The organism is Gayadomonas joobiniege G7, from assembly GCF_000300815.1.
GTDB lineage: Bacteria > Pseudomonadota > Gammaproteobacteria > Enterobacterales > Alteromonadaceae > Catenovulum > Catenovulum joobiniege.
Genome location: NZ_AMRX01000001.1, coordinates 235,061 through 255,691, shown reverse-complemented (window position 1 = coordinate 255,691; position 20,631 = coordinate 235,061). Strand labels below are relative to the sequence as shown.

At 42.0% G+C, this 20,631-nt stretch carries 19 protein-coding genes; 16 read left to right on the top strand and 3 right to left on the bottom strand.

What is annotated here, in order from left to right; all coding sequences use genetic code 11:
• Positions 1-152: 152 nt before the first annotated feature.
• Positions 153-1,226 (bottom strand): alkene reductase, encoded by a 1,074-nt coding sequence (locus C727_RS0101290; protein WP_017443810.1) that lies wholly within the window; start codon positions 1,224-1,226, stop codon positions 153-155.
• A gap of 182 nt (positions 1,227-1,408) precedes the next feature.
• Here C727_RS0101290 and C727_RS0101285 point away from each other — a divergent pair, with 182 nt between their 5' ends.
• The 7 genes from C727_RS0101285 to C727_RS17770 all read left to right on the top strand — a co-directional run bounded on the left by C727_RS0101285 (position 1,409) and on the right by C727_RS17770 (position 7,243).
• Positions 1,409-1,900: a DUF2165 family protein gene (locus C727_RS0101285; RefSeq protein ID WP_017443809.1), complete on the top strand. Its 492-nt coding sequence runs from the start codon at positions 1,409-1,411 to the stop codon at positions 1,898-1,900.
• A gap of 302 nt (positions 1,901-2,202) precedes the next feature.
• On the top strand, positions 2,203-2,952 hold the full coding sequence (locus C727_RS0101280) for a DUF3450 domain-containing protein (protein WP_017443808.1): 750 nt from the start codon (positions 2,203-2,205) through the stop codon (positions 2,950-2,952).
• Between the two features lie 27 nt (positions 2,953-2,979).
• Positions 2,980-4,365, top strand: coding sequence for a MotA/TolQ/ExbB proton channel family protein (locus C727_RS0101275; RefSeq protein ID WP_017443807.1), 1,386 nt, complete (start codon positions 2,980-2,982; stop codon positions 4,363-4,365).
• Position 4,366: 1 nt separating this feature from the next.
• The gene (locus tag C727_RS0101270) at positions 4,367-4,885 is read left to right on the top strand and encodes a MotA/TolQ/ExbB proton channel family protein (RefSeq protein ID WP_017443806.1); all 519 of its coding nucleotides are present in this window, start codon (positions 4,367-4,369) and stop codon (positions 4,883-4,885) included.
• 41 nt (positions 4,886-4,926) lie between these two features.
• Complete coding sequence (locus C727_RS0101265) at positions 4,927-5,334, top strand: ExbD/TolR family protein (protein WP_017443805.1); 408 nt, start codon at positions 4,927-4,929, stop codon at positions 5,332-5,334.
• A gap of 10 nt (positions 5,335-5,344) precedes the next feature.
• Entirely contained in the window at positions 5,345-5,995 is a 651-nt protein-coding gene (locus C727_RS0101260; RefSeq protein ID WP_017443804.1) for an energy transducer TonB, read from the top strand.
• Between the two features lie 12 nt (positions 5,996-6,007).
• Positions 6,008-7,243, top strand: coding sequence for a tetratricopeptide repeat protein (locus C727_RS17770; protein WP_017443803.1), 1,236 nt, complete (start codon positions 6,008-6,010; stop codon positions 7,241-7,243).
• 15 nt (positions 7,244-7,258) lie between these two features.
• On the opposite strand, the gene C727_RS0101250 is transcribed toward C727_RS17770, so the two are convergent.
• Positions 7,259-7,645 carry a RidA family protein gene (locus C727_RS0101250; RefSeq protein WP_017443802.1) on the bottom strand — a complete coding sequence of 129 codons (387 nt, stop codon included), beginning with the start codon at positions 7,643-7,645 and terminating at the stop codon, positions 7,259-7,261.
• A 200-nt stretch (positions 7,646-7,845) separates the two neighbouring features.
• Here C727_RS0101250 and C727_RS17765 point away from each other — a divergent pair, with 200 nt between their 5' ends.
• Genes C727_RS17765 through C727_RS0101225 form a run of 5 tightly spaced genes read left to right on the top strand, consistent with a single transcriptional unit; the run spans position 7,846 to position 14,242 of the window.
• Positions 7,846-9,123, top strand: coding sequence for an amidohydrolase family protein (locus C727_RS17765; RefSeq protein WP_017443801.1), 1,278 nt, complete (start codon positions 7,846-7,848; stop codon positions 9,121-9,123).
• Complete coding sequence (locus tag C727_RS0101240; RefSeq protein WP_017443800.1) at positions 9,116-10,540, top strand: FAD-binding oxidoreductase; 1,425 nt, start codon at positions 9,116-9,118, stop codon at positions 10,538-10,540. Before C727_RS17765 ends, C727_RS0101240 begins: the two co-directional genes overlap by 8 nt.
• 2 nt (positions 10,541-10,542) lie before the next feature.
• A complete protein-coding gene (locus C727_RS0101235) occupies positions 10,543-11,502 on the top strand; it encodes a PDR/VanB family oxidoreductase (protein WP_017443799.1) in 960 nt (319 codons plus the stop codon).
• 17 nt (positions 11,503-11,519) lie between these two features.
• Positions 11,520-12,851 carry an MFS transporter gene (locus C727_RS0101230; RefSeq protein ID WP_017443798.1) on the top strand — a complete coding sequence of 444 codons (1,332 nt, stop codon included), beginning with the start codon at positions 11,520-11,522 and terminating at the stop codon, positions 12,849-12,851.
• 2 nt (positions 12,852-12,853) lie between these two features.
• Positions 12,854-14,242 (top strand): amidohydrolase family protein, encoded by a 1,389-nt coding sequence (locus C727_RS0101225; protein ID WP_017443797.1) that lies wholly within the window; start codon positions 12,854-12,856, stop codon positions 14,240-14,242.
• 47 nt (positions 14,243-14,289) lie between these two features.
• Here the strand turns inward: C727_RS0101225 and C727_RS0101220 are convergent, their stop codons facing one another.
• Positions 14,290-15,099, bottom strand: coding sequence for a creatininase family protein (locus tag C727_RS0101220; protein ID WP_017443796.1), 810 nt, complete (start codon positions 15,097-15,099; stop codon positions 14,290-14,292).
• A gap of 428 nt (positions 15,100-15,527) precedes the next feature.
• Between C727_RS0101220 and C727_RS0101210 the strand changes: the two genes are divergently transcribed.
• From C727_RS0101210 to C727_RS0101195, 4 genes are read left to right on the top strand one after another with little or no spacing between them, the layout of a single operon-like run.
• Positions 15,528-17,975: a TonB-dependent siderophore receptor gene (locus C727_RS0101210; RefSeq protein ID WP_026052492.1), complete on the top strand. Its 2,448-nt coding sequence runs from the start codon at positions 15,528-15,530 to the stop codon at positions 17,973-17,975.
• Between the two features lie 56 nt (positions 17,976-18,031).
• Positions 18,032-18,850 (top strand): ABC transporter ATP-binding protein, encoded by an 819-nt coding sequence (locus C727_RS0101205; protein ID WP_017443793.1) that lies wholly within the window; start codon positions 18,032-18,034, stop codon positions 18,848-18,850.
• Positions 18,847-19,635 (top strand): ABC transporter permease, encoded by a 789-nt coding sequence (locus tag C727_RS0101200; RefSeq protein ID WP_017443792.1) that lies wholly within the window; start codon positions 18,847-18,849, stop codon positions 19,633-19,635. Before C727_RS0101205 ends, C727_RS0101200 begins: the two co-directional genes overlap by 4 nt.
• Positions 19,636-19,652: 17 nt before the next feature.
• Positions 19,653-20,624, top strand: coding sequence for an ABC transporter substrate-binding protein (locus C727_RS0101195; RefSeq protein WP_017443791.1), 972 nt, complete (start codon positions 19,653-19,655; stop codon positions 20,622-20,624).
• Positions 20,625-20,631 lie beyond the last annotated feature (7 nt).

Here is a 20,631-nt window from a genome sequence, read left to right as displayed (position 1 = left end):
GGATTGTATATTTTTGTTTATTGTGTGTAAATGGTTTGTTTTTGTGTGTGGTATGAATGTTTCAATAGTTTGGCTGTGCAACGGAAAAAGAAATAGAGAGGGCGGGATCTGGGTTGATCCCGCATTCTTCATATAACTTTGGGTTTAACAACCTACTCCGCTAAACTCGGATAGTCCGTATAGCCTTTAGCACCGCCGGTATAAAAATAATCTGGCTGAGGTTCATTTAGCTCGGCATTTTTGGCATAGCGGGTCACTAAGTCTGGATTCGCTAAAAAAGGCACGCCAAATGCAACTGCATCCACTTGCTTTTGGCTAATCACTTGTTGCGCTTCGTCTTTATCATAGCCCATATTAGCAATCAGATTGCCGCTGTAATGTTTACGTGCTGGGCTGATCACATCAGCGTTTTGCTCACCTTTAAAATCCGCGCGCATTATATGCCAATAGGCTAAATTGAGTGGGCTAAGGTGTTTAGCTAAATACTCTGTGGTGGCCACAGGGTCGCTATCGCGCATGCTATTAAAGCCGTTTAGCGGTGAGGTTCTTAAACCCACTTTGCCACTGCCCCAAACTTCAATAACGGCTTGTAGCACTTCAAATAAAAACCGCGCACGGTTTTCAATTGAGCCACCGTATTGATCTTTGCGTTTATTTGCGCTGTCGCGTAAAAAGCTATCAATTAAATAACCGTTTGCACCATGCACTTCAACGCCGTCAAAACCAGCGGCTTTGGCGTTTTCTGCAGCCGTTTTAAAACCTTTAATAATTTCAGGGATCTCGTCGAGTGCTAACGCTCTTGGCGTTACGTATGACTTTTTACCTTCTGGGGTATGAATTTCGTCAGAGGTAATCGCTATGGCGCTAGGCGCAACAGGCGTTCTGCCTTGGTTTAACACTGGGTGACAAGCGCGGCCGCCGTGCCAAAGTTGTAAAAATATTTTGCCGCCATTGTTGTGTACTTGGTCTGTTACTTTTTTCCATCCATCAATTTGGGCTTGTGAATAAATACCTGGCTCGGCAACAAACGCCGAGTTGCCTTCCATTACCATAGTGGCTTCGGCAATAATTAAACCTGCTTCGGCGCGCTGAGCATAGTAGGTTGCCATTAAATCTGTAGGCACATGGTCTTCGGCACGCGCTCGGGTCAATGGTGCCATTATGGCTCTGTTATTAATTTTGATATCACCCAATTGCAGGGTAGAAAATAAATCAGTTGCCGACATAAAAACTCCTGTTTGCTGTATGTTAGTTGTATGCTACGTAGCCTATATACGCAGAGCAAGGGTGCATGGTGCAAGACACTGGTGAATAATTGGCAACAATAGGTGAAGTAATTTAATCAGAGTAATTTAGGCGTAGATCTTGCTGGGTTTATTTTTTTATAAAAGCTAGATGAGGATTCTACATGCACCAAATCAGAACAATAAAAACCGTTTTAGTCGCTAGTATGGCGTTATTTGCTAGTTTAGTCGCATTTAATAATATTACTGACTACCAATCTAACTTTGCATTCGTCCAGCACGTGCTGATGATGGATACAACCTTCGAAGGCAATCGTTTAATGTATCGAGCGATTGAATCGCAGCTGCTACATCACCTTTTTTATCTGTTAATCATTCTGGCTGAGGCTATGGTTGGTTTGTTATGTGGATACGGGGCTTGGAAGTTATGGCAAGCTAAAGACGCGCCAGAGGGGCAATTTAAGGTGGCTAAAAAATTTGCCAATTTGGGTTTAACTTTAGGTGTTTTATTGTGGTTTGTAGGGTTTATGACCATAGGTGCTGAATGGTTTGCGATGTGGCAATCACAAAGCTGGAATGGTCAAGATGCCGCTTTTAAGTTTATTGTTATCCTGTTTTTAACCCTATTATTCTTAAATCAATCAGAAGAACCCTAAATTTCAAGCAATAAAAATAATCCTGTCTAAACGGGCAGGATATGTTTTTTGGGTTTCTTTTTGCTTCAAAATAACGCCTTTTTATAGAGCGAAATGATGCAAAAAGGTGCATTAGAGAAGCCTTTTTACATGTTTTACCTGTGGTTTTTAGTCCTCCGCCCCTTTAAAATCAACATCTTTTTTAAATATTGACCGATTGGATAATTTTGGCACTCATTCTGCAGGGTAAACAATAACCTTGTTCGGCAGGATGAAGCTTAGCTTTAGCCAGACCTTATTTATAATTGTCGGTGGATGACTCAATGTTAAAAAAATCAGTACTTATTTTAAGCCTTGCAACTTGTTTTCAGTTCGCTTCAGCTGAGACTGTAGAAGGCAGTAAGCAGGTTCAAAAACAGATTAATGAAGAGGCTGTAAGCAGCCAGAAAAAAATAAATGTCATGGCAGACGAAGCGACTCAAGCATTGCAGGCCTATCGCGCCGCTTTGCAACGTGCCGAGAGCCTGCAAATATATAATGCCCAACTGCAAAAGCTGGTCTCCTCACAAAGTACTGAGATGGCGTCTATTGTTGAGCAAACTGAGCAAATTGAGCAAATCGAAATGGGGGTTTTGCCATTGATGGTAAAAATGGTGGATACGCTCGATAAATTGGTTGCTACGGACACGCCATTTTTAATTCATGAAAGAACCGCTAGGGTAGAAAACTTAAAAACCTTAATCGATAGAGCCGATGTCAGTATCGGCGAAAAGTATCGCCGCATTATGGAAGCCTACAATGTCGAAATGGAATACGGCAAAACCATTGAAGCTTACACAGGTGAAATTGTTAAAGCGGGACAACCCAAGTCGGTAGATTTTTTACGGATTGGTCGTGTTGGATTGTACTACCAAAGCCTAGATGGAAAAGAGAGTGGACGTTGGGACAAAAAAAATCAACTGTGGACGCTAGTGGATGCCAGCTATCGCCGTTCAATCCGAGATGGGTTGAGAGTCGCTCGCAAACAAGCACCACCAGAATTATTAACGCTTCCAGTCGCCATTTCTGAATAAACATTATTAGATTAGGGTAAATCCAGTATGAATATTTTATCTCACAACCTGACCAAAAAAACGGCCGCACACTTGGTCATTGTTAGCAGTTTATGTTTTTCCTCGTTTGGTGTAATCGCTGATCCCTTGAGTGATCTTTTATCAAATGTGAAATCAGAGCTTAAAGCTGAGCGAGTGCATAATCAGCAGCGAGAAGCCGAGTTTAAATCTTCGCTGCAAAAACAAACTCAGTTGCAAAAAGAAGCGGATGCCGAAGTGGCTGCACAAATAGCTAAAAGGGATCAACTGAAAAGTGATTTTGATAAAAACGAAGTGAAATTGACCGAACTGAACGAGCTTCTGACTCGCAGAACGGGCGACTTAGGGGAGTTGTTTGGGGTGTTTAAACAAATGGCTGGTGATGTTCAGTCTAATTTGTATGACTCATTGACCAGTTTAGAGATGCCTGAGCGCAAACAAAGCATTGATATTTTAGCCAGCCGCAAAGAGGTCCCACGGATTGAAGAGATGACAAAGTTATGGACCTTAATGTTAGACGAGATCCAAGCAAGTGGTAGCATTTCTCGTTTTGATGCCCAAGTTGTAAAACCGAGCGGTAGCCATTATCAAGCTGAAGTCACTCGAATTGGAACCTTTAATGTAGTGGCAAACGACGTATTTTTAAACTATTTACCCGAAAACGAGCAATTAGTGGAATTTGCGCGCCAACCTTCAAGCCAGTATCGAGATAGTGCAGAAGCTTTATCGAAAGCGTCTAGCGGTGAAGAAGTACCTTTTGCTATCGACCCATCTCGAGGCGTTTTATTAAGCTTGCTCGTTCAGTCTCCTAATTTAATGGAGCGTATTGAGCAGGGTAAAGAAGTCGGTTACGCCATTTTGGGTCTTTTGGCGATAGGAATGCTCATTGTTTTGCAACGTTTATTTGAATTAAAACGAATTGGCGGCGGTATTAAAAGGCAGCTTAAAGATTTAGAGCATTTTGATGAAGGTAACCCGCTTGGCCGTGCGTTAGGGGTTTATTATAGCTCCAGCCACCTTGAAGTTGATGTTTTATCTAAAAAATTAGAGGAAGTTATCATCAAAGACATTAACGAGATTAAAAAAGGTTTACCGTTAATTAAGGTACTGGCCGCTGTTGCGCCTTTGATGGGCTTACTGGGTACGGTCACAGGTATGATTGGAACCTTCCAAGCGATCACTTTATTTGGTACAGGCGATCCTAAACTTATGGCTGGCGGCATTTCGCAAGCCTTGGTGACCACGGTACTGGGGCTAGTAGCCGCCATTCCTCTATTGCTTTCTCATAGTGTGCTAAGTAGCCGGGCTCAAACTTTGACCAAAATATTATCCGAGCAAGCGGCTGGTATGGTTGCTTCGCAAGCAGAAAAAATGGCCGCAGGGAAAAAAGCTTAAGATGCCTGATTTAATTCTTTTAATACGAGACTTTTTAGACATCGGGGGAAGTGTGCTCTGGTTGATACTTGCATCAACCATAGTCACCTGGTGGCTGATTCTAGATAGATTTAGTTATATCTATCGCGAGTTTCCCAAAGCGTTTCAACAAACATCACAGCGATGGGAAACCCGCCAAGATAAATCCTCTTGGTATGGTGATTGTGTGCGTAAGCAGTGGATCTCAGAGTTAGATTGTGCGCTGAGCGCTAACATGAAAATAATACCTGCTCTGGTTGCTCTACTACCCATGTTAGGACTGCTGGGTACGGTAACCGGCATGATTCAGGTGTTTGATGTATTGGCCGTAACTGGCTCTAGTAATCCAAGGTCGATGGCGGATGGCGTGAGCGCAGCCACCATCCCCACGATGGCCGGCATGGTGGCGGCACTCACAGCGCTACCCGTGATGACGATTTTAGATCGGCGTTACAAAAACGAACTTAGACGTGTGCAAGATGCATTGGCACAAGTGCATTAATTGTTGCCTTAAAAAGATTAACGACCCTAGAGGGCTGAATCATGAATTTAGAAAAATACTCAGAAATGGAAGAAGAAAGTCAGGTTGATATGACTCCTATGCTGGATGTTGTGTTTATCATGTTGATTTTTTTCATTGTAACTTCGTCATTTGTTCGAGAAACGGGTGTCGATGTTACCCGTCCGAACGCAGAAACAGCGGTTGCCACAGAAGCTGGTGGTGTGCAGATTGGTATTAGTAGCAATAATGAAATTTGGATCGACAAAAGACGTATCGACCCTCGTGCAGTGCGCGCAAATGTAGAAAAAGCTTTAGCCGAAAACCCTGGTGGTGCTGTAGTAATAGTGGCGGATGAGGGGTCGAATACCAATATTCTAATTAAGGTTATGGATCAGGCCAGGTTGGCTGGTGCCGCCAATGTTTCAGTAGCCGCAAAAAGCTCAGATTAAGGAGTCACCTATGATTGGCAGGCAGTTAATCACCTTAACCGTGGCCGTTTCCATTGCTTTGACTTTATTTTTTATCATGCAGTGGATGATAAAGCCTGATAGTGAGCTGTTTGGAAAAAAAAGCGACACTGCTCAGTTAAACTTTGTTCGTGTTAAGGTGTCCGAGCAAGCGGCAAAAACCAAAGAACGACAAATGCCTAAAGAGCCACCACCACCCGAGCAACCGCCACAAACACCAGATGTATCGGTTAGCGAGAGCAGCACCCAGCAAAGCGTGCAACCATTGGCGATGAATTTGCCTAGCCTAGATATTCCAATGAATGGTGGAGAAGGTCCTTTTTTAGGCTCGCCAGGTAGTGCCGGTGGGGGGATTGCTGGATTTGACTCAGATGTGATCCCCGTTGTGCAAGTGGCCCCAGTTTATCCGCGCAAGGCTAAACAAGCCAAAATAGAAGGGTTTGTCAAAATGGAAGTATCTATTCGGCCTGATGGCACTGTAAGTAATGCAAAGGTGATTGAGTCTAAGCCAGGGCGTTTATTTAATAAAGCAGCAATGGCGGCCATGATGCGTTGGAAATTTAGGCCCAAAATGGTGGATGGGCAGCCTCAGCCACAAACTGCAACACAAACTATAGAATTTACTTTGGCCAATGCCAGTTAAGCAGAGGTTTATATGCACAAATGTTATTTAAAAAAGGTCCATAAACTCAGTTTAGCTGTCTGTATCTTGGTTGGTTTGAGTCAACCACTGCAGGCTGAGTCACTGTCGCCGTCCACCTATAAAAAACTAAACGATATTCAAACGTTAATGAGCGAGAACAAGTTAACGGAGGCGCTGTCACAAATTAAAAAATTAGAAGGAAATGTTGCTGAAGATAGTTTATCTAAAGCCATTGTTCTGCAAACTTGGGGTTATTTAGAAATGTCTAATAACCGCTATTCTCAGGCCGCTGAAAAGTTTAGGCAGAGTCTTGCTGTGGGTAAGTTACCAGAGAAGGCAGCTCTAAATGTCAGGTTTATGATGGCGCAATTATATGCAGGCGAAGGACAGTTTGAAAAAGCCCTAAACGAAGCGAATGTTTGGTATGCCGCACTGTCTGAATTTAAAGCCAGTGACCATATTTTTATGGCCAACATTTACGCTCAATTAAAACAATATGCGAATGCACAAGAGTATGCCTATAAAGCGATTGAGTTAGTGGAAGAACCCAAAGAAGCTTGGTTTCAGTTGGTCTTGGCTGCACAGTTTGAGCAAAAACATTATCAACAAGCAGCCAAAACCTTAGGGATACTTATTCAACATTGGCCTGATAAAAAAACTTACTGGGAACAAGCCGCGAGTGTGCAAATGCTGCTGGAAAACGAGCTGGATGCTTTGGCAATTCTGCAATTAGCTTGGAAGCAAAAAATGTTGGATAAACAGGCCAGTATTATTTCTATGGTTCAATTGGCAAACGCAAATCAAATGCCTGAGCCAGCCGCTAGGTTGTTGACAAAGGCATTAAATGAAGAATTTATCGAGCGCAATGAAAAACACTTAAAAATGTTGGCTGGTGCCTGGGAGCAAGCACGTGAAAAAAGCAAAGCCGCGCAGGCGTATGGAGATTTAGCCAGCGTTACCCAAAAGGGTGATGACTTACTAAAACAGGCGCAACTATTAATCGATTTAGAGCAATGGACTGAGGCTGAGGCTGTACTTAAGCGGGCGCTCGATTTAGGTCTTAAAAAAACGGATAAAGCATGGTTGTTATTGGGCGTTACCCAGGTGCAGGATGGTCGCTTCGACAGTGCTAAAAAAACATTAGAAAAAGCCAGAGCGTTTAAGTCAGTTGCCAGTCAGGCCAATGCTTGGATCGCGTATGCACGGCAAAAGCACGAATATCAAAAGTGGAAAAAAGCCCAAAGCTAAATAACAAGCCGCTGATTAGTCAGCGGTTGCGGTTAGCTCTATTTCAACTTTAAATTCTGGTAGGGTGAATCCTGAAACAATTAATAAAGTTGATGCCGGTGGTGTGATGTTACCTAAAAATTCATCTCGTGCCTGCATATATTCGGCCATATATTGGCGGTCGGTCACGTAGGCCGTAAGGTGAATAATATCAGATTTTTGCATTTGGGCTTGTTCTAACAAGCGCGCTAAATTTTGAAAAATGAGTGTGGCTTGTTGATAAGCAGATTGAGGAATCTGTTTATCTAAAGATAAAGCAAGTTGCCCAGAAGTTTTTAATAAACGCTGCTTTTGAGACACTAAAACAGCATGTGAGTAACGGCCAAATGGGGCGGCCATTGAAGTGGGGTTAATGGTTTTCATAAATCTCCAAAGTAAGGTTAATTGATTTAAGGTGACATATTAAAGTATATAAAATTAACGCATAAAGTAAAGTTAACCTTTTGATTTTAAAGTGTTAATTTTTATTATCCAGCTATCTTCTGGCACAAGTTAAAGGGCCTGTTGGTGTTTTAAAGCTAAAGCTTTAAGACGGTTTTATGCCATCTATTTAGGGCCTCTAAATGAATAGTGATAAAGAAAAAGTTTTATTGTTAAATGTCAAAGTGCCTGTCACTTTGTACAGGAGTCAGAGCCAACCAATTGAACTTGCGGGGGATGATTGTCTGCAGGGCGATCTTTTGCTCGAGCAGAACCAAGTTGTTGGTTTCTGTAATGCCGACGAATTAGATCCGGATGGACACATCTCTCGAATTAACCTTCAGCAAAATATTATCTTGCCAAAATTTAACGAAGTACATGTACATCTAGATAAGTGCCATACGGTAGACAGGTTAGGCATAGTGGGTGGCAATTTAATGCAGGCAATTGATGTTATGCAGAAAGACAAGCAGAACTGGACAGTACAAGATATCCATGAACGCGCGGGCCGAGCGTTAGGAGATTTGTATCAAAGCGGGTGTCAGGCTGTGCGCACGCATGTGGATTGGGGAGATGAGGCTGAACCTCCGATAGCTTGGGCTGTTATGCATCAGCTTGCGATCGAGTGGAAAAATAAACTCACATTGCAGGTAGCCGCATTAACCTCGTTGGAGTTGTTTGACGATGCTCAAAAAGCTGAGCAAGTTGTTGCTCAGATTGCTAAAGATAATGGGGTGTTGGGCGTGTTCGTCCTATACCAAACCGGCAAGCGTACGGCTATCAAGAGAGTTTTTGAGCTGGCAAAAAAATACAAATTAATGCTGGATTTTCATGTGGATGAAGGCCTAGACACAGAGTTAAACGGAATACAGCTGATTGCCGAAACAGCGATTAGCAGTCAGTTTGAGGGGACCATTTTATGTGGCCATGTTTGCAACTTGATTAATTATCAAGATGCCCGATTAGCGACAATTTTAGCTCAGCTTAAACAAGCCAATATATCTGTGGCCACTTTGCCATCGACTAACTTGTATCTGCAAGGGCGCACTGATGGAACACCGGATCGTCGCGGCCTAACAAGAGTAAAAGAGTTACAAGCGGCTGGGGTGAGTTTAGTGGTTGGTAGTGACAATGTCGAAGATGCTTTTTGTCCCATCGGACAGCACTCACCACTATATGCTCTATCACTGGCTGTGCTCACAGGTCATTTAGACCCCCCGTTAGCAATTTGGTTGGAAAGTATTAGTACTAGGGCGGCAGCCGCGTTGGGGTTAAAGCCAACCTATGTCAGCGGTGGCTCAATAGATGATTTATTAATTGCCAATTGCACAAGTTTACCGTCACTGGTGTCAGGATCATCTCACATTAAACCGTTAGCGGCATTTTTATCAGATATCAATAAGGATCAGGTCAATGACTGAATCAAGTTTTTCTATTTCCGGCAAAATAAAAATCAACTGGCAAGAGTTTGTTGCTCAATTAAACGGAATTCGGGTTATGCAAAAGCCAGCTCAGGTAAAAAAAGCATCCCGTGACTTTTTCTGGTATAGCCCAATTTTAGAGCAGCAGTTAAGCGATAAATTCGCTGATATTGTTTTGCAGCCACAGAATCAGGATGAATTGAGCCATTGTTTAAAAGTCGCTTATCAATGGGATTTACCTATTGTTGTACGCGGCGGAGGAACGGGAAATTATGGTCAGGCAGTACCCCTTGAAGGGGGGATTATTATTGATATTACAGCGATTAATCAAATTTTAGAGATTGGTGACGGTTTTGTCACCGTTGAGGCTGGCTGTAATATTGAAAAATTAAACCAAACACTTAAAAACCAAGGTTATGAACTGCCTGTGTTCCCCTCTACACAAAATATTGCCACCATTGGTGGGTTCATTGCAGGGGGATCGGCCGGTATAGGGACCATGAACAATGGGCCGCTACGAGAAAAAGGCAACATTATTCGTCTTAAGGTGCTTTCGGTTGAAGCAGAGCCTAAAACCCACAATTTTTGTGGTGATGATACCTTATTGGTCCATCATGCGTGGGGGATTAATGGTGTTATCTCTGAAGTGACGCTACGCACAGTACCCAGTCGTGATTGGTTAAATTGTATTGCGACCTTCGATGACTATGTGACAGCTTACGCCGCTGGATTGCAAGTGGCTAAAAATGCAAAGATTGAATGCAAGTTATTATCTGTTTTGGATGCTAGATACGGAAATTATTTTGTTACCTTAGAAAACCACATTCAAAAAGGCCGAGCCTTAATGATCACTATGGTTGATGCACGTGAAGTTGCAGGTTTAAAAAAAGATGTTGAGGCCTGTGGTGGTGTGCTTGAATTAATTAAAACTGATGCCGAAATAAAAGCAGAAAAACTGCCGCATGTGTATGAGTTTTCTTATAACCATTGCAACTTGCAGGTTTTAAAAGCAGATAAAGCTATGACCTACTTGCAAGTGTCTTTTCCACAGCCACTTACGGTAGATAAGGTAAAAGAGCTGCAGCCACTACTCAAAAAAGAAGTATTTCAGCACCATGAATTTGCCACCATTAACGGTGAATTGATTGCTTTTGATGTGCCAGCGGTGCGCTATACCACTGAAAAGCGATTGTACGAGATCATTGATATCTATGAACAGCATGGCTGTTCTGTGGCCGATCCGCATAAATATCAGATTGAAGCAGGGCATATGCATAAAGCAAATTTTATCCACCTGGCATGGAAAAAGCGTCTGGATCCCAAAGGGCTACTAAACCCAGGAAAGAGCATGGCTTGGGAAAGGGTCAGCCATTTAAGTGCAGATGAGATCGAAAAGTTAACGGGTTTGGAGGGGTAATTATGTCAAATCTAAATAAACAGTCTTTAGTGGTTAGTAAAATCATTAATGAAAGTGAGACGGTAAAAACGTTTAAGTTGAGCTACCCAGATCTGTCACCTGTACCTAGCGTGACTGCAGGTGCGCATTTGGTTTGTTACCTAGGTAATGGGTTGACTCGCCAGTACTCTTTAATTAATGGAGAGCAGCAAACCGATGCTTATTATATCAGTGTATTGAAAGATGCTGACAGTCGAGGGGGATCCGCTTGGATGCATGAAAACCTAAAAGTTGGAGATAGTTTACTGGTTTCTGGGCCCAAAAATCAGTTTCCCTTGGTAATAGGAGCGGAGCGTTCGATTTTGATTGGCGGTGGGATAGGCATTACGCCTCTGTTATCTATGGCCAAAACCCTGTTTAAGCAAGGTAGTGATTTTGTGCTGTATTATTGCGCTCGTTATCAAAAGGACGCTGCCTTCGTTGAACATTTAAAAAATTGTGAATTTGCAGACAAGGTTCAATTTTATTTCTCCCGTGACGCGGGTGGTCGCCGTATGCCGATCACAGATATTGTCAAAACAATTTTGCCAGGACAACACTTGTATTGTTGTGGGCCTAATCTATTGATGGACGCTGTCGCTAATGCGACTTTGCATTGGCCACGCGGATCAGTGCATTTTGAAAAGTTTAAAGCCAATCAAAAAATCTATGAAGACAAGCCTTTTGTGTTGGAGCTAAGTCGTTCTCAGAAAACTTTCCAGGTGCCAGCGGAGCAAAATGCGTTGGAGGTTCTCCACGAAAATGGTTACGACATTGACATGGTTTGTGGCGAGGGCATCTGCGGAGCCTGTCTTGTGAATGTTTCTGCCGGTGAGATCGAGCATAGAGATGAAGTCCTAAGCGACGATGAAAAGGCCGAAAATGACATAATGACGCTATGCTGTTCTCGAGCAAAATCGAACAAAATAGTGATCGAACTATAGCAGATATGGATATCGCAATGTTAATCGGCATTATGTTGTTAACAGCATTGCATGCCTTTAATGAGCTCGTATTGCTGGTCGTGATGCCAGCAATTACTGAGCAGTTTGACTCAGACCAGTGGTACGGGTTAATGATGGCCGCTTACGTGGTCAGTTCAGTGTCTGCCATGGTATGGACAGGTAAGCGGATAGATTTTACCGGTCCGTTGCCTATATTTTATTTGGCATTGGCCTGTTTATTCAGTGGTCATTGTTTGGCGATAGCGAGCTGGGATGTAGTCAGTTTTGTGGTCGCAAGAGTATTACAAGGTATCGGCGGTGGAATGGGGCTAACCTTAGCGTTCGCCTTACTAAAACTGAGTTTTTCTGCCGCACATAGGAATAAAGCGTTATCGCTCGTGGATTTTGCCTGGGTGATCCCTTCATTAATAGCCCCTTTATTGGGGGGCTGGTTAATAGAGTTTGCCCATTGGCGATGGACTTTTGTTATTCAGTTTCTGCCCTTAATCAGTGCTTTTGTTTTGTTAAAAAGCCGGTTGTATGTCAAAGAAGTGAGTATTAAATCTCCTTTTTTGCCCACCTTATCCGAGCCTTTGGTGATGGCCGTTAGTATGGCGTTGGTATTGTACTTAATCGCTGCACCGCCTGGTTACCTTTCTTGGCTCTTGCTGCCTGCTAGTCTCGGATTAGCTTGGGCCATAAACCAAAATTTACCGGCATATTGGTGGCGAGCTGTAACCCCGTTAAATAAAGCCATTTGGGTGACTTTGATAAGCTGTTTGGTGTTTTTTAGCATTCAAAGTTATTTTCCTGTGTATTTAATGAAAGCGCATGGGGTCAGTGCTTCATATGCTGGGTTCATTCTGACTCTTGCCAGTTTGGGTTGGTTAACGGGGACGAATGTGCGTGCGCGATGGTTAAGCGCTATCAGTCAGGTTGGCTGTATGCAAGTTGGTTTTAGCTTTATGCTGCTTGGAATTTTACTAAATGGGTGTGTCATCAACGGGGTATTTAGCGTGCACTATTCCGTAGTGTCATGGTTGTGTTGTGGTTTTGCCATGGGCATTTTATCACATAGCTCTAAAACTTATGCGTTGGCTAATATCGATAATCAGTCATCTGGAATGACAGCCACAGCCATGTCGTTAACGTCAAATTTAGCCATTGCTTTTGCAGTTAGTTATGGGGGCGCATTAAAAAACCTCTACATGCAGGAAGAAAATGGAATGCAAGAGGCGATGTTATTTATTTGGATAACCGCTGCAATTTTAGTTCTGTTTACTTGGTTGTTTGTAATGTGTTTAAAGCGTACCCAGTCTACTTATGCCCCTATTAAAAATAAGGAATAATAATGTATAAAAATATTTGTGCTGTGACCCTGCATGCAATCTTTTGCTTGCTGATGGTAGGTATTTTTGGAACCGCCTACGCAAAGACTCAGCTATTTGAAAATGCTACTTTGCTGACGTTAGATGATAAAAAGCCAGTTGTATTTCAGGGTTTTTTATTGCTTAAAAATAATAAAATCGAAAAAGTTTCAGCGGGTGTTTATAACGGTGATTTGCCGATAGACCTGCGTTTAGATATGAAACAAAAAATTATTATGCCTGGCTTTGTGTCTGGTCATAACCATTTATGGCAAAGCGCTTTTAGAGGCATAGCTTCGGACCAAGAATTATATGGCTGGTTAGATCAGTTACACCGAACTTATGGTAAGTACTTCTCTATTGGTGATTATTATCAATTTACTTTGCACGGCGCGCTAGATCAATTATTACATGGGATCACAACAACTTATAATCATTCACAGAGAATGGGCGCTGAGGAGTCTATTTATATGGAGAGTTTGGACGCTTCAGTTGCCAGTGGTCAAAATACAATTTTTGCCTATAATGCGGATTTTAAAACTTCTTTTAAAGAGGTGGAGATTGCATTTTCGAATGCGGTAGCAAAAGTCAGGGCATTAAATGATAAAAACTTATTAGGGATTTCGCTGAATGCTGTTGGCAATTTTGTTAAAAGTCAGGAGAAGATGGATTTTGAGGTGGCTTTGGCAAGAAAGTACGGAGCCACATTGCAATACCATTATCTTGAATCTTATGCTCATCAAGATAGAGATCTGAAAGCTTGGCCGAGTTTTAAACAAGCCGATGCAGTAAAAGCAGATGTCTCATTTGCACATTTTATCCATGCCGATGATCAGGTTTTGGCCGATGTCGCGAGCGGCGGGGCCGCAATGATTTGGAATCCATTATCAAATGGTCGGTTAGCTTCAGGGCTAGCCGATATACCTAAGTATCTGAAATTAGGTATCCCTGTCGGTATGGGAGTTGATGGTGCCGCGAGTGCTGATATTTCGGACCCTTTTGAAAATATGCGCATGGGATTATACGCATTACGCATGCAGTACAAAAACGCGAGTGTTATGTCACCGATTGAGGTTATAAAACTGCACACTTTAGCGACCGCAAAGATATTAAAAGTAGACCATTTGGTTGGCAGCTTAAGCGAAGGCAAACGGGCCGACTTTTTGGTTATTGATATGGCAAAACCAGCTACGGGGGCACTCTTTGATGTGCCAGCTAATCTGGTTTTTAGTGTAAGCTCGGCAAATATTGAAGCCGTTTATGTAAACGGTGAAAAGCTCGTGCAATCAGGGCAACCAATACAACATGATATGCATGAGATTCAAGTGGAGGTTGAAAAACGAATTCGACGAATTCGTGCACAAACCAAATAAGATAGTACCAACAAGCCGATATTGCGCTTGTTGGTTTTTTTATTAACTTATTTCCAATCAGAACGATTTCGAATCCAATCTAACGGGTATTTAGCGACATCAACTAAAAGGTTTTTTAGCCCTTCGGTATAGTGGTCTGTGTATAGTTTACCAAGCTCTGAAGTGGCTAAAGTTGCATCTCCTGAGCATCCGCATGGATGAAGATCCTGGGCTTGCCAGCCAACGTAAGTGCTGCCGATTATTCTTAGATGCTCAAAATTATTTTCAACGTCTTTTAATAAACCTTCAAAGTTTTGCGCATGTTCCATTTTTACTAATTCAGGTGCTAAATGTAGCATAATTGAAGTTTCAACTTGGCCTGCATGGATACCATGTTTGCGTTCATCTTCGGGAATATCTTGAGTGTCAGGAGAGCCAAAGCTCCAACCACTGGCGCCTACAGTGAGCATATCAAATTTAACTCTAAGTTCACGGCAGCAGACTTCCATAATTTGTGGCTGACCACCATGTGCGTTGAAAAATACTAACTTCTGAATACCTGCTTTGTGGACACTTTCACCAATCTCCATCCATACGTCTAACAGGGTGTGAGCGCTATGTGTCAGAGTGCCTTCAAAACAAGCGTGCTCAGTTGATTTACCTACTTCTTGGGTAGGCATTAGTAATAAGTTGATGTCTTCGGGGACTTTTTCTGCAGCCAACTTGCACAGTTCTTCTGCTATTAAAGCATCTGTCGACATAGGCAGATGAGGCCCGTGTGGTTCAATTGCTCCAAGTGGTAATAATGCAATTGTATTATGTGGGTCTATGTTTTCGAAATCTAACGTTGATAGATCTTTCCAAAGCTTTAAAGCCATTGAGTACTCCTGATTATTTTGGGTGTGTATGCAGAAAAATAGTTAAGAAGTGATTTTTAAGGTCTTTTTATTCTGCGCTTGGCTTTATTTAAAATTAAATGAATACCAGCGTCAATACAATTCTGTCTAAATGGTCAGTAACTTTTCTTGGTAGGGTTTTATGCTTCATCAGGACGCATTTTTTTGCTGTCACATAGTGCGAATGTGCTGAATTGGTGCGGTTTTTTGAGTTTTAAAGATGATTTTATGGACTCTTAAACATTGATTTAAAGTTTTAAAAATGTCTTTATACGCCATTAATTCACTGCAGTTTGTAAAATCTTGTCCGAGTGGTTAGTTTTGGTACGGGCTTTGCAATGACTTAAGGGGTGTAAAAACACCACTTAAATAATTTGGCCATATATAAAACCAGTATCGGGAGATGTCACGTGAACAACTATAAGTCTTTAATGGCGGTTGGTTTAGCTACTATGAGTTTTGCCACTATCGCGCAAGAAGGTGAAGAGCCTGTCGAGCTAGATACTTATGTAACTGAAGAAGTATCAGATGACTTGGGTCTAATGCAGTCTGAGCCGGTAAGCTCTGTTTTTGGCTTTGGCAAATCGGCTCTAGAAACGCCGCGTTCTTTGAGCTCAGTCAGCAGTGAATTTATTGATCAATTTAATGTATCTAGCATTAACGACGTGGCATCTTTTGTTCCTGGTTCTTTTACAACTTCATTTTTTGGTGTGGCGGGATCATTGGATATCCGTGGAACGGCGGCGGATAATTATTTTAGAGGCGTTAAACGTTTAACAAACGATGGTACTTACCCGACCGCAATTGGCGCAAGCAACCGTATTGATGTAATTCGTGGCCCTATGTCACCTATCTTTGGCCCCAGCCGAGTCGGTGGAGCGATGAACTTTGTGCCAAAAACCGCTCGTGCTGAAACCGGGGCCTACTTGCCTAAACCTACCGGTAGTGTGAGTTATACAACGGGTTCTTGGAATAAGAATCAGTTCAAAGGTGAAGTTGGCGGGCCTATGACGGTCGCCGAAAAAACCTTGGGCTATTATATTTATGGTGAATTTGAAGACTCAGATAGTTTTTATAACAATGATTTTACCAAACAAACTTTAGTTCAAGCCGCGTTTAACATGGATGTTGGTGAATCTACCCGTATCGAGTTTGGCGGTATGTACCAAGATTGGAAAGGTCATGAAAATGGCGGATGGAACCGTGTAACCGCAGATTTGTTAGAAAATGGAACCTATGTTACCGGTCAGCCGAGCTTTACGCCAACCGATACAAATGGCGATGGTATGTTAAATGATGCAGAAGTTGTTGCGGGTTTTACCGACAAAAACGGTAGTAACTTTGATGGAGCAAATTGCTGGGGAGGAAGTATTCAGGCATTTTGTACTGGCGTTGACGGTGAATCCGGTCCTGCTGCGCTAACCGCTGATTCGTTTCATCCAGATTATTCTATTGTTCCGACCGGTGAAGTCCAGTTAGATGGTAGCAATGTACTAATAGACCCTAATGACTATTACGAAACACAAGTAATGACTTTGTTTTTTGATTTAATTCACGAAACTGAAAGTGGTTGGACTATCACTAACAAAGCATTTTATGAAAGTGTAGAAAGCGAAGCACTGGTATCTTATGGCTTTTCTAAAGCGGGTGATACTTGGGGGTTTGAGGATCAGCTAATTTTCGCAAAACAATTTTATTTTGATGGATTTAGCTCGAACATACAGGTATCACCATCAATTCGATACATTGATGGTTGGAGTGCGAACGATTTTATCCATGAGGTATTTGACCGAGTTGATCTGACCGAGGGATACAATGCAAGTAGTTATATGGCTTCACCATTAAATTCGGACGATTTGTGGGGCGTAAACGATTACAACAAGATGACTCAGTTAGGCTTTTCGTTTATGTCAGATAACAAAATTGGCGATAATCTTAGTATTTTATTTGGTGCTCGCTACGATTATATAGACTTGGAAGTCGAAGAAGGTGAGGTGACCGATATCAACAACTTTTCACGCACCAGCTTTGACAAGTTTGAAGATTCAGATGGTGGTTTTTCGTACAACTTAAGTATTTCTTATCAATTACCAAACGGTATGATCCCATATGTGACGGTTGCAGAGCAGTCAACTGTTTTAACTGGTGTGCATGATACTATTGACCCTGCAATTGTTGCAGCCGGTACTTGGTTAGGTGAGTCTGAAATGACCGAAGTCGGTATTAAAGCCAATTGGTTAGATGGACGTTTATTTGCGGCTGTGGCTGCATTTGACCAAGAGCGTGTTGCGGTAAATGGTAATGCAGCAGCGGGTGAATCGAACGAAGCCATTCGTTCAAAAGGGGTTGAGCTTGAAGTAAGATATTTGGCAACTGATAAATTGCAGATTATGGCGAGTGCCGCGCAAATGACGGCAGAGCATACTGCGCTAAATAACGTGAAATTTTCGTTTATTGGCTCGTCCGATATCCCAGGTGTTGATCCTACCTTGTATTGGGGCGGAATCTTAGGTGGCAATGTTTATGTGGAAGATAGTCCGGCTCGCGGTGGTATTCCTGAGGTCGTCTACAGTGTATCTGGGCGTTATGAGATCACCGAAGCGATCAGCAGTACGTTGAGCTACTCGTATGTTGATGAAGTCGCAGCTTCACCCACTGAAACTTTAATGATCCCCTCTTACTCGTTAGTGAACGCATCTGTTAACTATGAGTCTCCGAAATACCGTGTTGCTTTTAGTGTAAACAACCTTTTAGACGAAGAGTACTATCGTGCAAACTTTCCAGGGCTGTACGGTAACTTGAGTATCTTGCCAGAGAAAGAGCGTGGGTATACCGCGACCTTTACTTACAAGTTTTAAATCGTTGTATTTGTTCCCGGCTGTTATCAGCCGGGACAAAAGACAGGAGAAAATGAGTGTCCAACTTAAAAGCAGTTAGTGGTTATGCGCCAACCGAATCTGAAGCGAGTTCGTCTACGCCTACTGCCATTTCAATCAAAAATTTATATAAACGCTATGGCAATGGTCCAGTTATTTTAAATGATATTAACCTAGACATTAAAAAAGACGATTTTATAGCATTAATTGGTCCAAGTGGTTGTGGCAAATCGACGGTTTTAAAACTCTTAGCGGGGTTAACTGACAAAACATCGGGAGATATCCAATTTTTAACATCTCATAATAAACAACAACCTAAAATGGGAGTCGTTTTTCAAGACGCTAATTTAATGCCCTGGCTTACGGTCATGGATAACGTCGCTTTACCTTTAGGGTTGAAGGGAATGGACAAAAGCGAAGCCAATAAAAAAGCTGAAGCTCTAATTGAAATGGTCGGGCTGGGACATGTAAAAAATCATTACCCTAGACAATTATCTGGGGGCATGAAAATGAGGGTTTCAATTGCACGAGCGTTGTCCGTTGAGCCTGAACTTCTATTATTAGATGAACCATTCGGCGCGTTAGATGAGATGACGAGGGATGATTTAAATGAAGAACTATTAAAATTACGTCAAACACATGGTTGGTCGGGTGTTTTTGTTACACATTCGGTGACTGAATCTGTATTTTTATCTTCTAGGGTATTGGTTATGTCAGCCAATCCAGGTCAAGTCTATCGTGAAATTAAAATTGATTTCCCTTTTCCTAGAACCGCTGAAACACGTCAATTAAAAGCGTTTCAAGAAAAAGTTGTTGAAGTTACTCAGGCATTGCATGAGTTAAGGAGTTTGGCATGAACACTGCCCGAATAAGACAAATATTACCACCGATAATTGTCGGGTTTATCCTGATATCTCTCTGGTACTTAGCGATTTTTTTATTTGATATTCCAATTTTCCAACTACCCACACCTCACGAAATTATCGAAGCAGGAATGCATGAAAAAGGCACGCTCATCAGTGGTGCCCTGCAAACAACCTTGGCTTGTTTAATTGGCTTTTTCACCTCTTTAATTGGTGGGGTTTTGCTTTCTATTTTACTTGCATACAGTAGTTGGGCGTATAAAGGTTTTTATCCTTACATTTTGTTATTAAAAATGATGCCAGTTATTGTACTCGCGCCCATCATTATACTTTGGTTTGGCCAAGGATTAGCTAGCATCACAGTAATCACTTTTTTAATTTGTTTTTTCCCGATTGTAGCCAATACAACAATGGGTTTGTGTTCTACCGATAAAAACTTAGTTGATGTGTTCAGAGCTTATAACGCGAGTGCTAAAGATGAAATGTTGAAATTAAGAATTCCTTATGCGATGCCTTATTTTTTAACAGGGTTGAAAGTTGCTGCTGCATTAACGCCTATAGGTGCATTATATGGTGACACAGTGGCGGGCATGGGTGCAGGTTCAGAAGCCGGCTTAGGTTTTGTAGTGGTCGTGTTTAGCTCACAATTAAAAATACCCGCTCTCTATGCAGCCGCATTTACCGCCTGTGCTATTGGGTTCATTTTTGTTGGATTAGTTAACTTTCTACACTGGTGGATGTTGCACAAGTGGCATGATTCGTACGCTCAGAATACTTAACAATATAGGAGTAACAAATGAAACCTTTTTTACTTGCCCTTGTACTGCCTTGGTTGATATTAAGCTGCAGCAATGATCAACCGGAAGAAAAACAGCTGAGTAAAATCATTCTAATGACGGATTGGTATCCCCAGCCTGAACATGGCGGCTTTTATCAGGCGTTAGCGCAGGGGTATTATGAAGCAGAAGGCTTAGAAGTAGAAATTCGATCAGGGGCAAACTTGATGGATATACGTTCACCCGTCGCCTTAGGGCAAATAGATTTTGCCATTGGAACCAGTGATACCACTTTAATTGGTGTGGGGCGTGGTTTACCTTTAGTTGGGATGTTTCCGTATTTTCAGCATGACCCTCAATGTGTCATGTTTCATCCTGAAAATGATATTAAAACTTTATATGATTTATCAGATCGAACGGTAATGTTACAGTCATCTCTGTCATATACGGAACATATGATTAAGTCGCTAAAAATTGATATGAATTTAATTCCGATGGATTATTCGTTGGCTCGATTTGCCACAGATCCTGAGTTTATTCAGCAATGTTTTGTTACCAGTGAGCCGATTCATCTTAAAAAACAAGGGGTTGAAGCTAAGGTGATTATGTTGTCAGAATCTGGATTTGATCCCTACCGACATATTTATACTAGTAAAAAAACCTTACAGACCAAACGAGCTGAGGCTGAGGCATTTACGCGGGCGTCAATTAAAGGTTGGCAGGAGTTTATGAATGGAGATCCTACTCCTGCATTTAATTTAATTGCTAGTTTAAATCAACAGCAAACGCCAGAATTAATGAAAGCTGGCCTTGCAGCAATGAAAAAGTACGCGATTGTTGCCGGGGATAGCAGCAAGGGAGAGAGCCTAGGGGCTTATCAAAAATCGCGTTTGCATGCCCAATATCAGCAATTGGATGAATTAAATTTGCTAGATCAGTCTTTTAATGTTGATGAATATTTTGATTTAACCTTGTTACCCCAGTCGGATTAAGAGAGTG